We start from the raw sequence: 16,557 nt of genomic DNA on the forward strand, positions 1-16,557 counted from the left end.
CACTTTCTTTCCTGGCACTTACCAAATCAGCAAATCAGTGGCCGATATTGATGAGTGCTAAAATGCAGATAACCAGAAGCTGTAGCTTCTGGTTATCTGGCTGGATTACTCGCTTTCAGGCTCCAGTAAAAAACTAGGTTTACCGTAAGACGAAACAAACAATCCTTTTACCGCGCGCGTTGCAGCCACATGGAGCAACGCTCGTTCATTAAATAATGCATCGCGCTGTTCTACAGGGTCATCAGATGCAATTGCTTTGACTTCCGGCACAACACCATCGTTGATGCCCGCAAGAAACACATACTGGAACTCCAACCCCTTAATGCGGTGCATCGTTGCCATACGCACACCAGGGCGTTGATCACTATCACCACTATCCTGACCTAAATTATAGGTCTCGATTCCAGCATCATTCAGAGCAGAAGCATAACGCTCGTAAGCATGCTTCGTACGAGCGGTAATGCAGATATCCTGGGAACGGACATCATTGGCTAACAACGCCTGAATTTGCTTGATAATCGTCGCAGCCTCTTCTTTAAAATCTGAAGCATGAGTGATCATGGGTTTTTCACCATGAAGCAATGATAAATAATCGTTGCTGGCATCAGTTTCACCATCCAGGTTGTCAACCTTAACGCCGGTTAACAACCCGACAGCAAACTGTCGCGTCTCTTCTGTAGTCCGGTAGTTAATTTTCAGTTTTTTACTACGGCGCCCACGAACGTTAATCCCACACTGACCTAGAACGACTTTATTGCGGTAAATACGCTGATGTCCATCACCCACGATAAAGAGATCGTTAGGAGACTCTGGAACCAGGCTACGAATAAGGGTAAAGGCCGGTGCGCCTATATCCTGAGCTTCATCGACTACGATACTGCTATAAGGCAATTGCACCTGTTTTTCTTTAAACAGAATGATAGCCTCATGCATGGCATCTCCCATCTCTCGCAGTTTGGCTCGCGCCATTTGTGCCCGGAACTCTTCGAACACAGGCCAGATTTTCGCACGCTGAATACGGGATAACGCCGTGCCACGACCAATACGACTCACCTTCAGATATTCTTCACGGCTGTAAACCGCATTCGGCTGAACAACACGTTGCCACTCTTCAGAATAAAAGTTATCCGGTAATCCCAATTCAGCAGGAACTTGCTGCAAGGCATAGTTCCAGCATTTACGTCGCCCTTCATCGCTGTCATAGACCACGCGGAAATCATATCCATGGCGTTTAAGCTGCTCGCTCATCCAGGCATCAATGTTAACAACTTCAATACGCGCCATCTCCTCACGGCTACACAAACGCTGGAGGTTGGCGCGAATATCCGCCGCCAGGTTACGGGTGAAGGTTGTGAACAGAACTTTTTTACCGGGTTTATCGGCCAGGCGTTGGGATAACCAACGTGCACGATGCATCGCAACAACTGTTTTACCCGTGCCTGCACCACCTAACACTCGCACCGGACCATTTGCCGGAGACTCCACCAGTTTTCGCTGGCTCGGGTGCAGGAATACACGCCATTTTTCCAGTGGCGCATTGAGCATTTGCAGTAGCTCCTGTTCATTTTCAACGACATGGAAACGACGTTTACTTCTCTCAATTGCCTCAATAAAGTCGTTGGTATCAACAGGCTCATCACGGTGATCGTTAAACTCCTCCAGCACTTCCTGGTAATCCAGACCTTCTGCCAGCCAGTGTAGGGGCTCCCAGGCTTCTGCCGGCATCACGCTTTCCAGCTGATTCAGCCCTGTGGTATCCACAAGAGCCATCACCTGCTCAATAAACACAGGAGGAACACCCAGCGCGAGGATCTGCTCTGCCGTATACGCAGCAAAGAGTTTGGGTTTATCGACAACAGTCGGCTCGGGGGTAGGTTTGATATAGCTGGTATCAATCACCTGAATCGCACCGGTTACCGGGTGAATCGCACATTCGTGTCGCCGCGCCCAGTCGTAGGCTTCGTCGTGCTTATCCACCCACATCAGCATATACAGAGCACCCTGCTCAGGTTTCAGGACGATCCCCCGGTAGGTTTGGTCTATACGCACGGAATGCACATTATTGCTGCGTGCATCGTGGATCTTTTCGTAGTTCAGCCCATTACTCGTCGGATCCTGGCGGAACTTAGAGATGAATTCCTGGACCTTTTTTTGCTGCGCTTTAGGAATCCGCGCAAAAGCCCCCAGAAAACCATCAGAAAGTGCCACCTTTGGCGTTGGAATCGTCATTTGTCACCTCCGGACAGATGCTGCAATGTATTTTCGTCAATTGGCCCGAATGCAACGTGCCAACCTTTACTTGCGAATAAAGCAGTAAACTCCTGATTATCAATAATCAAGGCTTGCTTTTGTAATGGCCAGGCGAGATCGGCTTCTGCAATAATTTCGCCATCGTCATGCTGCAATTCATATCCAACCGTCGGTGCCGGTAGTGATAACGACTGAAGCAAAGCGATTTCTTCTGCGCCCAATAAGCCAAACTCAAGTATTTCTGCCCAGCTCTCGTCAGGCTGAATATCCACTACAACCGAAGTCTGCATTTTTACCGTTTCAGCCTCCTGCGGTAAATGAACCGCTTTACGGCTGGTAAATGTCATATCTGGCAGGAACTGCAGTAAATTCACCATCCACCAGAAACCGTTAAATCCGGCTTCATAGCCATCATCCTGGGAATAACGATCGTCAAAGCAAATATGCAGCCTCAACCAATTTCGCATTTGTTCAATGCTTGTCGTTGATTTAATGGCTTGTTGCGGTACAACAGCTGCCAGCTCAATGAACTGTTGTGATGAACTACAGCTATCCAGTAAACCACCAAATACAAAAGGTTCATCAGGCAAAAGTGCATTCAACCGATAAGCGGGAGCGTTCTCCTGCATTTCATAGGCGTACTTTTGTTTGGCTCCAGTATCCTGCGACTTTTTAGGATCCAGCCACACCCAGGCAAAGGCAGCGGCCATTTTCTGCCATAGCATAGTTTTATTACCGGGATCAGAGAGATAATCGAGTAGCAGTGCAAAACTGTTTCTCTCCCGGAATGAACCTTCAAGCGTAGCAAAGTTTGTATCATGGAACAGGTTATAAAACTTAGGCTGTTTCATATCCGGATTATGGCCAAGCCCCATAACATTCTGTACATGTTTAATGCCTTGTTCTTGAAGGTCAGCCCAGGTCAGTGTCCATACCCAAAAATTACCGCTGTCTTTAATCGCCTGCCGTTTTTGGACATCATCCGACACGCTATCTTTATGAAAAGCAAAACCATCCAGGAAAATTGCTACCGGTTTTATCTTTTCTGACTGCATCAGAGGGTAGAGCACATAATCTGGTCGGCTAAGGATGCCAACCCCTTCTTTAACCCCTAAATCAATCTGTGCTTTGAGATGCCAGCTCATCGCCGGTTCTGTACGGGTATTAATAATCCAGCCTGCATTCTGATGGGCATAACTCCGGCTCACGAGAAGATTTTTGTTATCCTGCAGGCAGTGAATGAACCGTTTTTCCAGTTCACTCCCCATCATGGCATCAAGCGAAATGTTTTTGATGGAATCAATAACGCGTATAGAAGCACTGGCCTTCAGGATTTTCGCCAGTAAGAGACGCGCCTGATCTCTTGATACATACTTCATACGCCCGCGGTCACGGTAAGCGTAAACACAGCGATAGCAGCCGTCTTTATGCGTATCATGGTTGCAGCTGCATTCCACTAGCGCCTTGTAGGCCAGCTCAAGTAATTTCAGAAGGTTGTCAGGTGTACGCATCAATTCTTTGAGTGAGCCAGTCCCCCCTGGTACGGTGTCGTAAATCACCAGATACTGACGCCAGGATTCGCCCTCATTTTCCGGCTCGCGATACACCACGCCTTTCAGATGATCCACGTTACCTTTGAAGTAATGTTTAAGCCCAAGCTGAATGGCTGCACCCAGGGAGGCTTCCACCACGCGATCGTTGCTGTAGCTGGTCACTGGCAGCAGGATACGCAATGCCTCAGATTCCAGTTGGCGATAAAGGTAGAGATAATCTTCAAACTTCGCTTTTTCGGGTTCAGCGCGATATTTACAGCTCAGGTCATGACGAGGTTCATGATCGCGAGGGCGCTGCACCATGCCGCAGCCGAGGCAAACTTTAAACCCGGTGCGTTTCTTTGCCTCTCCTGCGATCATCAGTTCATTGGCATCATCCGCCATTTTGCCAAAGTTGATATCTCGCAGAGTCACTTTGCTCAAAAACTCAAAGCCAAACGGGATTTCTCCTTCATCAATGGCATAAGCGGCCGATACATCCTCTTTTTCGAAGCTGACCAGCAGCTGTCGCTGGAAGAATGCCGGTTCTCGGCTATCGCTCTCATCACTGATCTGGCTGTCCCGGGCGCTTGAGCGGGCATAAACCTGGCGAAGCTTCAGTAACGTCGTTTTTTGTCCGGCATCAGCCCAACCTGGTGTGCCGCATTTAGGGCAGTATTTATGCTGATCGCCGGTCTGATCGATATTCTCGCTGTAGTTACAGTGGCTGCAAATACGCCAGTTTTCAGGCTCAGACAATTTAAGATCAATCTGTTCGATTTCAACTTTATGCCCGCCCGCATAGAAGTTATTCAACGGGGCCAGTTCAGCCAGCGCCGTTGATGCCGGACGTTCGTATTCGTAGGTCGTGTTCTGATACTCACGCGTCTCCCCACCGTCTTTACGCCGCCACAGCACAGAACGCAGCGTAATACCGGCCTCCGGGAAGGCATAGTTGGGAAGTAATCCTTCATCGGTGAGGAAATTAAGCGTTTGCTTGTTATTGATCTGGTTCACCAGGGCCATCAGCGCCTGACGTTCCGAAGTCAACTCGCGCATATCGCTGTCAAAGTTTTGATCGTGCGGATCGCTCTCCAGCTTGTCGATACTGCGCTTGAGTTTATCAATCCGGGAACGCAACGATTTGCGATCTTCCACCAGCAGTTTTAATGCTTGTTCGATACGTTGAACCAGAGAACGCTGCCCTGATGCCCCTTGCAAATATGACAGTAACTGTAGACGAGTGTCTTCCGTAAGATCCGGGAAGATGGACGAAAACTGCTGAGCAATATCCGCATGATGTTGTTCAACATAACGCAGGAAGTTATAAGGGAACCCAGACTTGTGTCCAAACTCCAGCTCGTCCAGCATCTGCTTCACGTTTTTGCTGATAGCAGATGCCGGGACGCCGGTTTTCACCCAGTTGTCCATGCAGAATGCGGCCAGCTGACGCTCCAGGATAGCCGTTGCGTTCAGGAACACACCAGGGGCCTGTACCTGCCCTTGCATCATCTCCAGAGGCTCTTCAAAGAAGAACTGATCGTGCGGGTTCCCCTCAGCCACCGTGATGTTAAGTGCATTGCCGTCTTTACGCCCGGCACGACCAGTACGCTGTAAGTAATTAGCCTGCGCGGGTGGAACAGAACAGAGTAATACCGTAGAAAGGTCACCCACATCGATACCCATCTCCAGCGTCGGTGTTGCCGAAAGCAGGTTTATATTCCATGGCTGTTTACCGCGGTAGAACGATTGTTCCGTAGCCTCACGATCTTCACGGCTCAGTAATCCGGTATGCTCTGCCCCCTGAACACGAGCGATGTCCATATTATCCCAGTGCCAGGTCACTGTATTTTCAGTTTCCTGATAGCGGCCTTCACAGCGCAGAGAAAGACATGGCGCGTTTCGCCAGTGCCACCCCTGATCGGCCGGTGCCCGAACAACCTCACGACAGCAAGAGCAGTTTAGCTGAACAACATCTCGGCTCACTACCAGCGCTGAAGGTACTAGCCCCCAAGCTTCTTTGCCTTTTGTGTCAAAGTCTTTTACCAACCCGGCCATTTTTAGTGTCGCAAACAGACGTCGTAAAACCGTCTCGGCCAGGCTGCTGATAAACAGATTATTGCCGTTGCTGAGCGTTCGGTTGATCCAATGCTGATACCAGCTGGGGTTGGATTTCGCACCAATCAGACGATGGAAGCCATTTATTTTTTCAAACGAGGCATAGGCCGGTTTACGCGTTTTCGGACCAATAGATGGCATATAGCGTGAAGTTCGCTCCTTCTGCGTCATCATAAAGGTCTTGCCCTCACGACGATAACTTTCGAAAGCCGGATGCAGAACAGCTCCCGCCTGCCGCTGATGCCAAAGAACGCCAATCACCAGGTGTGCCACCTGCTCAACGCTGACCCCAACCATTTCGTCACCCAGCTCTTCGACAAGCTGTTGGTGAAGCGTCGTTATCGCTGAATTGAAACGTGCAACATCAATTCCTGCAGCTGCGTAACCGGTGGCCTCCAGCGTACGTCCAATTCGTGCGCGTAGGGTAAATTCGCTGTATACCTCCCAGTCGAGACGAAGAGAAACCAGCTCCGGTAAATCGGAACTCTCTGCCAGCTGGCCTTCGTTCTTCAACGTCTGGTAATCGTTCATCCACTGCATGTTGGGCGCGATGAAGCTCGCGGCAAAATGAGCATCATCCGGTGAACGTTCACGCGTCTGCTGGCAGACACGTGTCGCAAAGGCATCCAACGGTAACGTTTCTTTTTCACCCAACACGCTGGCGATTTGTCCGCGTACCATCAACGGCCAGGTTCGGGCGGTAAAGAAACTGGCGCGGTGTGCGGCATCCTGTACCGAGTCAGAAAACGTAATCAGTTTTTTATGTTCGTTGAACTGGCTGCCATAAAGCTGATGGATCATCACCGCCGACAGGCTGGCTGCCTGTGACCCAAGAATCGAAATACCCTGTTTGCTGTTGCAGTACGGGCATTCGTTGGCAAATTCCAGCTCATCCTTACGCTCTTTGAGCATATCCGGGATAAGTACTTGTAGCAGACCAGTATGGCCACAATGCCCGCACTGCACGTTAGATTGCTGATTGAGCTTTAAACAGGAAGGGCACAGCTTCTGGTGAACACCGCTGACAGGTTTATCGTTGTTATCCGGGAAGGCCAGTACAATAGAACGGCCTTTTTCGAAGAACTGACGATAAATACCGTCCAGATCAGTTTCGAGTTGAACGCTCTGACCATGGCGCAGGCTCGCCCACCCGGTAGCATGGCAGTCACGACAGTGAATAACGGGAAGATAATGTTCGCGATCTTCCACCGCGACATCATCAGCAAAAACAAGCTCAGGTGTTTTTGACACGCTGGCAACCAGGCGGCGCATCTCGCGCAACCACAGCTGAGAACGTAGTTGCACAAAAGGCAGTACGGGCCTCGCTTTGTTCACCTGTAGGCGCTTTTCCCGATCTTCCTGTTTTTCTGGAACGTCCAGGCGCGCCTGGGCAATCAGTGCCAGAATGCTTTGCAGCACGCGGGTTGCATGCCCGGCGCTTTCCGCCAGCATCACCTGGAGATTTTCCAGGCACTGCTGTTCCGACAAAATTCCCCCCTGCAAATCCTCAAGGAGTACGTGCAGGATGCTGTGGCGACGTAACAATGAGCCCAACTCAATACGCTTTTCACGTCCGAGATCGCTGTCCAGATCGGCAGGTAATTGCAGTGAACTATTCGGGAACCACAGCGGAATTTGTCCGTTCAGATAATCTACCGGGCTGGCGTACGTTTGCGGATCCAGCGCTGCGCTGACATCCTGTCCCGGATACTGACTGTACTCGATGGTATAACCTTGCAGATACTCTGCCGCCGTGTAGCGATCTTCGCGAATAACCGCGTCATCGCTAAACGGCTGATCAAAGATCGTTTTTGCGTAATCGAGTAGTTGTCCCAGTTCGTCACCTACGGTAGCCGACGTCCCCACGCAGGCAAAACGCTTGTCATCAACCCCGATATGATGCTTTAAGCGGCGCACCAGACAGGCCAGATCCGACCCCTGCGCACCATCAAACGTATGCAGTTCATCCACCACCAGATAACGCAGTGACCCTGGCTGGTTATAGCGCCAGAGCTTCTGATCGCCGGGGCGCATCAGCAGGTAATCCAGCATCTTATAGTTAGTCAGCAGGATATCCGGTGGGTTCTCGCGCAGGGTATGTTTGCAGGTGATGACTTTATCTGCAGACATCTTTTTGCTGGGTTCGATTTCACTATCGCCGACAAACAGGCCGACGGTTACTTTGCCATGCAACTGCGGATCGCTGGCGATAGTTTTGGCGAAACGGCTGGCCTGATCGGTTGCCAGAGCGTTCATCGGGTAAATGATGATCGCTTTAACACCGGCCTCTGATGCCCCCGCACAATGGTTAAGCAGCGGGAACATAAAACATTCCGTTTTACCAGAACCCGTCCCGGTCGCCACCAGCGTCGGTTGAGGCATCTCGATACCCAGGCGCTGAAACGCCTGCGCCTGATGCGCGTGCGGTGGGAACGGCAGCGTCAGGTTAGGGAAGAAGTTCAGCGGTAAGTCACTTTTACGAAACGGCAGCTGAGCGGAAAGATACGGCCCTTTCAGCAGCGTTTCCGGCTGGGACAGAAATTGCTCCAGCATCGAGACGTTATTATTTTCTTCACCATTAAACAGCGGGCTGTTAAGCGGGAAGGCTGCCCGTAAAAAGGAAGCAACGCTGTCGGCAACCTGCCGACTGACAACAGAAGGCAGCATCAGGCGCTCTCCTTATCTTGTGCAAAGAATGACCAGGCAACTTTATAGTCGTCTTCACGGTCGGGTTTGATAAAAGGTGCCTGCCAGGTGACGGTTCGGCGCTCGCCTTCGTCGCTGCGGGTATAGTCATCAAAAGTGACGCTGACAGTGCCGGTTTGCAGATGCTTGACATCATCCCAGCCGATGGCTTGATCGGTGCAGTCGCCGCCAGTCCATTCAGGGCTGTCGACGTTAAAGACAAAACCATTTTTCAGGTCCGCTTTACGTGCGGTACGCGGCAGGCCGACGCCCACCAGCCCTTTGCTTGGGGTAAAAATAATGCGGCCGTTTTGATCGTACCAGGTGTCCGCTTCGTACTGGCGCATGACCGGGAACTGAACGCGATAGATGGTGAGCAGTTCTTCAAGAGTTAACCCTAGCGCCTGCGCCACCAGTACGTCGATTTCCACCAATGCCTGGCGGCGGCTGTAGTCGGAGCGTAAAGCGCAGTTACGCTGCCACTCAGGGGTCAGATTAGCGAAGAAATCTTGTGGAAGTTGCGGGAGATTGCGGCTCCAATATTCTTTTTTGAATTCAGTTATATAAACGGAGCTCCACAATTTTTTATAATGCTCTGTTATACTAGCCAAACTCATCGACCTTGCATGTAAAGATGCTCTAAACTTCTCATTATTTAATAATGGGAGTTGATTAACTAACGACTGATTTGCATGCCCCATTCCAGTACACTTGACTCTATAATCTACGACAATGGACAAAGACATTGAAAAGAAATCGAGCAAATCAGAGTTATTTTTAAAAATAGTACTTAGACAAGTATTAATATGGGAAATACCTGGAGGTATTATAGTTGCGATAAAAGTCCGCTCAGAAGTTGAACCAATCATTTCCCGATTAACAAATCTATAACTATTAGTCACAGGAAGAACATTACCATTCCAAGAAACTGTCGGAATTCGACTTAGAAAATCGGAATACTCACAATTAGGAATATAATTAACCCTAGGAATATAATTATCAGGAATGGTCATCAAATCAATAGAGTCATAGTCACTATTTAATTTGCATACGCTCCGTGGAGTTTTATAATAAGCATTACCCACAAAGAAATGCGGACCAGATAATATCCATTGAGAAACACCAGAAGGAAACTCTGTTTTCCTTTTAGTTGTACCATCTCTTTGAGCAAATGTTTCATCAAACATCACGGTAGAATAATAATCGCTTTTTATTGAAGATAGTTTTTTTGATTTAACATCAAATTTTCGTAGAACATCCAGTAATTGTACCGTATGTAAAGCTGGAAGCCTCGCATGCAGTTCCGGGGTTGAATTATCATCAAATATTCCCGCAAACAAACGTAACTCATCAATAGTAATTGTCAATACTCTTGATTTATGGGGGGATATATTCCAATTTATTTTCAGCTTTTCTCCATTGTAAGATTCTTCTTTGATGCCAGGGATCTCCCCTTGATTGTCATGCAACAAACTTGAATCTATCGTATGAACAGAGAACAAATTTGACATGTGCGTAAACGAAGGCGAATCTTGCAATGGGCCATAAATATTAATGCTAAATGTTGTTGCATGATGAACCTCGGGGAAAAGTCCTAATTCATTTTGAAATTGATAATGGTCCCGCAAACGGCCGTAAATTTTGGCGCGAAGATACCCCGCTTTGCTATCATCATAAACACCATCCGGGTGCAATAACCCTGAAACACCACGCTTCGAAATAAGCCGCCATGAAATTGGTAAAAAACATTTATACAAATTTGTTTTTTGCCCTAATAAGCATGAAAAATTTTGCTGACTATTAAGATAGTTCTGTAATCCAACAGCGGATTCAAACTCGCTCCGCCAAGCATCTTCTAGTCCATGGATCCGTGCAAAAGATTCCTCTCGCAGAGAGGATATATTGGCAGCGCTAAGATTGCTCAGTACAAGCTCAGGTTTATAATCTCCCAATATTCCGCTTTCTTCCCATACAACCTTCAGCCATGGCGGGTTTCCGAGCATCAGGTCAAAACCGCCGCGCTCGGCGAACAGATCGCAGAATTCCAGATCCCAATGGAAGAAACGATGTTGCTTCTTCAGCGCATCAACAATCGCCAGACGCGGCAAATGACGGAACAGCACATCGGTTTTCAGGCGACCTGCGCCGGAAAACAGCGAAGACTCTTCACGCACCATGCCCTCGTCGGCAAACAGATCGCCGGTAGCCTGTTCTGTACTTTCTATCACTCTTTCCGTGACGACAATACCGTCAAGCAGAGTCTCCATCTCCATCAGCCACATACCGCGATCCGGCAGTTCATCCGCTTTGTCGATTGGCCAGAACCATAGAGCACACCAGTAGTCCATCACCCAGCGCAGTTTCTGATAGCTACTGTTATCTTCAAGGCGACCGCTGAAGGTTTCATCTTTGCTACTTAAAGAAGAGCGAACTTGAGCCGTGCTTTCCGCAGGCCAAACCGGGTAATTGTCGGCGGTTTTCTGGCGCTCGGCTTTCAGCTGCTGACGGAACGTGTTCCAGAGTGCTTCCACTTTGCTACTGATGCGCTGCACATCGACAATCTCATGCGGTGCAAAGCTTTTGGTAAACTCTTTGCGCCAGCTATCCAGCGCTTTGAAATCATCCGGATAGCGCTGCTTAACGGTTTTGTCGCTGTAGTTGGCCATACCGCTGTCCGGCAGCAGGAAGTGGAAAATCTGCTTCTCTTCGCGCGGAATATTCATCGCCAGTTCAGCCGGTTCGCTGTTAAGCCAGCTCGGATCTTTCGCTTTTTTGTAGGTCAGCTCGCTCTTGTTGAACACCTGACGGCGTGCGCCCACCAACGAGTTGCCGCAGTGCAGCTGGTAGCCAAACCACGGTACAAATGCATCGCCGCTGATGGCGTTCAGCCACAGCGACACTTCCGCCAGCTCCACCGCCACCGGGTTTAAGTCCACGCCGAATACGTTGTTGTCGGCAATGTACATCTTCACCCGTTGCAGCTCCTGGGTGTAGCGATCCTGAGGAATACGGCGACCTTCCGCCTGCTGTTTGTGGAACAGGTAAGCTTCCGCCAGCTGGTTGATGGCTTCGTTAAGGAACGCTGCGCTGCCCATCGCCGGTTCGCACACGGTGAGGTTTAATATGGCGTCGGCTTTGGCGTGCGGATCGGTAATCGGATCAATTTGCTCTTTAAACAGCTCTTTCAGGGCATATTTGACTAACGAGCGGGTCAGCACTTCCGGGGTGTAGTAAGAGGCGGATTTTTCGCGGTCACGCCCGGCCATGCGATAGATAAAGCTGCCTTTACGGTGAATACGCAGGCTGCCGTCTTTTTCGTAGACCTTCTCGTCGTCGTGGTATTTGCCGATCTCGTCTTTGCTGACGAAGTAGCCTGTCTCCAGCTCGTTAAACTCTTCTCCGGCTTTTTTGACCTCGTAGAGGTCATCACTGGCAAAGAACCCTCGGTAAGAGAGCAGCGCTTCATACACTGCACCTAACTGGTTGATACCCAATTGGCGATAGGAGATACGCCCCCGGCGATTAAAACGTCCTTTACCCGGGCGGCTTAACGACATCGCCTGAATAATTTGTTGCAGGGTTTCGTTGCGGAACACCACACGGTTAAGAATACGGGTGTTATTCGCTTCAAAAAGATGACTTTCCAGACGCGGCACGCTGAACTGATGGCTGTGAATAGTGATCCGGTCGCCGCTCTCCAGGTCGCTCTGCATTTTCACGCCGCCGCTGTAGCCGTCACGCACCAGTTTGAACAGCATATTCAGGCTATCGTGGAAGTAGCGCCCATTGCGATCTTCTTCGCTGGTCAGCGGGATCATCTCCAGATCGCGCAGCGTTTCCAAGCTGTAGCCCTGTAGATAAGTTTTGGCGGTCATCGGCGCATAGCCTAGTTCCGGGCGCGCTTCGATATAGAACAGGAACAACAGACGATACATATACCGCAGGCATTCGCGGCTCAACTCATCCGGGTTAATAGCACGTTTCCCGGTATAATAAGCCAGCTCGTTGTCGATGAGATAACGCATCGCTTCATTACCCAACAGCTCAATGCTCTCACGCAGGGCATATTTCAGATCTTCCGACACGCCAAACGCATGTTTGTGCGAATTGTCATCCAGCGAATCGAGGTACGGCGCACCGCTGCCTGGCAACAGCGAATCTTTGTGTAGCAATACCGACGTGGCTTTCAACGTATCCGTTTCACGACGGCTTAAAATTTCTTCAAAGTCAAAGCGCAGCAGGCGGTTTTGCGCCCACTTAGTACGATCCAGCAATAACAGCTGGCGGTTACCGAGCAACAGCACAAAACGCGGTGGTTCATTTTGCGTGAAGACCGCCGTGGAGAGCAGATCCTGCCAGCTACGGTATTCGCCGTTCGCTTTTTTACGCAGACTGTCGCGCTTATGTTTATCGGTATCTGCCGGGAACTGCGCAGTCAGCAGCGACAGCGCCAGCGGATCCAGCGTTCCTTCATCCTGATCATGTGCTTCAACAATCCACAGCCACGGACTACCGTCGGTACTATTGTAACGAGCCAACACTGGCAAAGGCGTATCGTCATCCAGCATCTGTATGTGCGGATTGAGTTCATAACCCAATGCCTTTAATAGCGGCTGCCAGCGAGTGCGCTGATCGGCAAGACGCTGCGGGATCTGGCGCTGTTTTTCATGATCAGTGAGTCTACGGAAAAACTCTGTCGCCAGGCTGTTAAGCTGGTTCCACGGCGCGCGGTAACCCGCCTCAACCTCTTTGCCCTGTTCACGGGCAGCGCGTTCAGCTTCGCGAGCGGCATTTTCCTGCTCAATCCAGGGCTCCAGAACATCGCGGATGTCGCTGGTAAAGACTTCGCCCAGATAATGGTTGGAGTAAAATTCGTTTTCGTTATTAATACCGACCAGCGCCATAATTAGCCCTCCGCTCCGGTGATTACAGCAATAACCTGAATGTAGGGCTCTTTTTCGGTGGTCATGGTGTCCTCAATCCATTGGATATAGCTGTCAAAATTGTGTTCGATTTCGCGCTGACGTTGTTCTTTGCGGCTCTTTTTCACTGAAAGCTGCTGTTTATTATCGGCAAAATCCAGTTCCAGTTGGCTCAGCTGACGCCCACGCAGAACGTCCAGCTTTTGCAGATGTTCACTGAGTTGCTGATTGATATGCTCCTCAAAAGCATTTCGATCGTGAACAAACACATCCCGCGCATGGGCGATTGCCGCTTCCAGCAGAACCTGCTGGCGTTGGTGGTTACGATCTTTACCACCACTGTTAGTCAATTTGCTTCTCAATTGCGGATGTCGTTTCAGAAACTCAGCAAAAGGCAGGCTACCGCTTAACGTTTCGTGGTTAAAGCTCACCACCAGCCACGGATTCACCATCGGGTGCGACTTACGGTTCGGGAACAGCCCGGAAAGGATGAAGTGATCTTCATCAGGCTCAAACAGGTGCGGCAGGCGCATCACCGGAGCCTGGTGGCGACCAAAGGCGGACTGAATTTTGTCGTCTAACCACTGCACGACCGGGTTAATTTGCCAGAGATACTGCACATCGGGCCAGGCATGTTGCTCACCACGCGCACGCGAAATTGATTCCGTGATAACGGTTTTGTCCTGGCTTAGATAAAGCTGCCAGTTTTCCGGCGCAATTTCCAGCGGTAACTGGTTAAAGCGACGGCGTAACTCCTCCGGTGCGACCAGCGATAAGGTGTTATCAGGTAAGGTATCGTATTGCACGGTCTGACCGCTGGCCTTCAGATAGCCCAGCGCTTTTTCGCAGTATGCCTGCTCATTAGCAAACAGGCTAATGTCGCTTTCGGTCACGGCTGAGGCATCGTTGGACACTGCGCTGCAGATTTCGCCAAACAGGTCGTTTCCAGTATTTTCAGTGACATTGCTATTCAACAGATCATCGAACAGGCTGGCACCATCGTCCTGCATCATGAATTCAGCAACCTGCTCTTCTTCCTCTTCCTGCGTAAATTTGCCAGTAAATTCGGAGCTGTCACCGATATTCTTCTGCGCCTGTTCGTCTTTATTGATCAGCACTTCCAACACACGCATATCACCGTTGATCTGCGGTTCACTGGCTTCAGTCAGCAAGTAACGGATCTGTGGCTGGTGTTTTTGTCCGTAGCGGTCAATACGTCCGTTACGCTGCTGGAATACCATCAGCGACCACGGAATATCGAAGTGAATCATTTTATGGCTGAGGTGATGCAGGTTGATACCTTCAGACGCCACATCCGAGCAGATGAGCAGGCGTAGCGGAGACTGGGTTTTGCCAAACGCTTCGACGGTTTCCATCAGAACTGTATCGCCCTGATCGCCTCGCAACGTGGCAATTTGATCGTCTTTCAGCTTGAGATCGGAACGCAGTTGCTGCCCAAGGAACTCGAGCGTTTTGATACTCTCGGTAAAGATCACCAAACGATCTTCTGTGTTATTCGCTTTCCAGCGGAGATCGTTACGGATGGTCTCCAGCAACAACTGATACTTGCTGAACTGACTGGCATCAATATTATTGAGCGCCAGCAGCAGTGACTCTAATTCGTTAATCTGGCTCTGACTGTTTATTTCTTTGCGGTTCTCAAGCCGCTTCAGGCGGTTAGCCACCACGCTGGCACATGCCATTGGACTTGAGAACAACGCTTTTTCGAGCGCAATTTTGAACAGGCGGCCTTTGTTTGATTGCGAGTCTTCATCATCGTCGTCACGGAACTGGCTCTCAACCAGCCGACGATAAGCTTCTTCTTCGGCCCCGGTTGCCGGGTGCGTGAGTTTGACGATATTACGTTCCGGAAACTCGCCAGCCATCTGATCTTTCACGTCTTTTTTGAAGCGACGCACAACCAGATTTTTATCGGCAAAATCGGCGTATTCATACTCTTTCGGATTAGCAATGGCCGTCGGGTCGAGCATATTCATCAGGCTGGCAAAACTTTCAGCCTTACCGTCATGCGGCGTGGCCGAGAGCATAATCAGCGTATCGCTGCGTCCGGCAAGCAATTTTGCCAGTTTGCTGCGCAAGGAGCTGGTCCCACGTTCAGCGACGTTATGCGCTTCATCGATAACAATAATATCCCACCAGGCATTTTCCAGGTGGTGGCGATATTCGATGTCCTGTTTCAGAGTATCGATGGAGATAATGGTCTTATCGAAATAGTGAAACGGGTTGTGGTTGGTTGGGATACGGTTACGCACCTTTTGTAAACCAGCGGAATCAAGCCGCGTCAACGGAATAGCAAAACGGCTCCAGAACTCTTTCTGGAATTGCGTGAGCATGGATTTAACCGCCAGCACCAGAATGCGTTTGCCACGTCCGCGGCGAATCAGCTCTGAAACCAAGATACCGGCTTCCAGCGTTTTACCCAGCCCTACCGCATCAGCAATTAATATCCGCTGGCGCGGCTGCGCCAGTGCCATGCGCGTGGGATCGAGCTGAAAGGGCATGGAATCCATCGCAGCCTGATGTCCAAAATGGACTTTGCTGTCAGTCGGGACGCGTTGGCGTAGCTGGCTCTCTATGTACAATTGAGCCGCCTGGTAATTGGCTGACTCATCTTCCACCAGATTTGTTTTTGCTGGATCAAGAATCTCGACTTTTTGCTCCAGCTTTGTCAGAAATAGCCCTTCTTTACCGCGTACCAGCTCCGAAATTCCATCACAGGTCAGCAGGTGACCACCATCTCCGCTGTCATCCGCCCGGCGAATGCGCCACTCTGCATCACGAATAACCACCCGCATCCCAGGTGCATAATTTTGCTTATTCATCGGTTTTTCTGTCTGTATGAGGCAGTGGCGGTAACACTATCCCGAGCGATGTGGTGCGGCACACTGCGATAAAAAAGAGGGCCTTAAAGATAACATGAAGGGCAGCGTCAGGGGGATAAAATGGAATGTAATGCGCAGAAATCACGCATAAATTTCAAACAACGATAGTTAAAAAGTGAGCTGGGTCAACTCCCCCACACTGAGTCG

At 50.0% G+C, this 16,557-nt stretch carries 4 protein-coding genes; all 4 read right to left on the reverse strand.

Annotated elements, in window-relative coordinates; genetic code table 11:
- Positions 1-105: 105 nt before the first annotated feature.
- From ET34_RS0101470 to ET34_RS0101485, 4 genes are read right to left on the reverse strand one after another with little or no spacing between them, the layout of a single operon-like run.
- Complete coding sequence (locus ET34_RS0101470) at positions 106-2,229, reverse strand: ATP-dependent helicase (protein ID WP_023343028.1); 2,124 nt, start codon at positions 2,227-2,229, stop codon at positions 106-108.
- Complete coding sequence (locus ET34_RS0101475; RefSeq protein WP_031518867.1) at positions 2,226-8,567, reverse strand: DEAD/DEAH box helicase; 6,342 nt, start codon at positions 8,565-8,567, stop codon at positions 2,226-2,228. Before ET34_RS0101475 ends, ET34_RS0101470 begins: the two co-directional genes overlap by 4 nt.
- Positions 8,567-13,489 (reverse strand): DNA methyltransferase family protein, encoded by a 4,923-nt coding sequence (locus ET34_RS0101480; RefSeq protein WP_031518868.1) that lies wholly within the window; start codon positions 13,487-13,489, stop codon positions 8,567-8,569. The genes ET34_RS0101475 and ET34_RS0101480 overlap by 1 nt, the downstream gene beginning before the upstream one ends.
- A gap of 2 nt (positions 13,490-13,491) precedes the next feature.
- Positions 13,492-16,350: a DEAD/DEAH box helicase gene (locus ET34_RS0101485; RefSeq protein ID WP_031518870.1), complete on the reverse strand. Its 2,859-nt coding sequence runs from the start codon at positions 16,348-16,350 to the stop codon at positions 13,492-13,494.
- Positions 16,351-16,557 lie beyond the last annotated feature (207 nt).

The organism is Siccibacter colletis (assembly GCF_000696575.1).
In the GTDB taxonomy this organism is placed as follows: domain Bacteria; phylum Pseudomonadota; class Gammaproteobacteria; order Enterobacterales; family Enterobacteriaceae; genus Siccibacter; species Siccibacter colletis.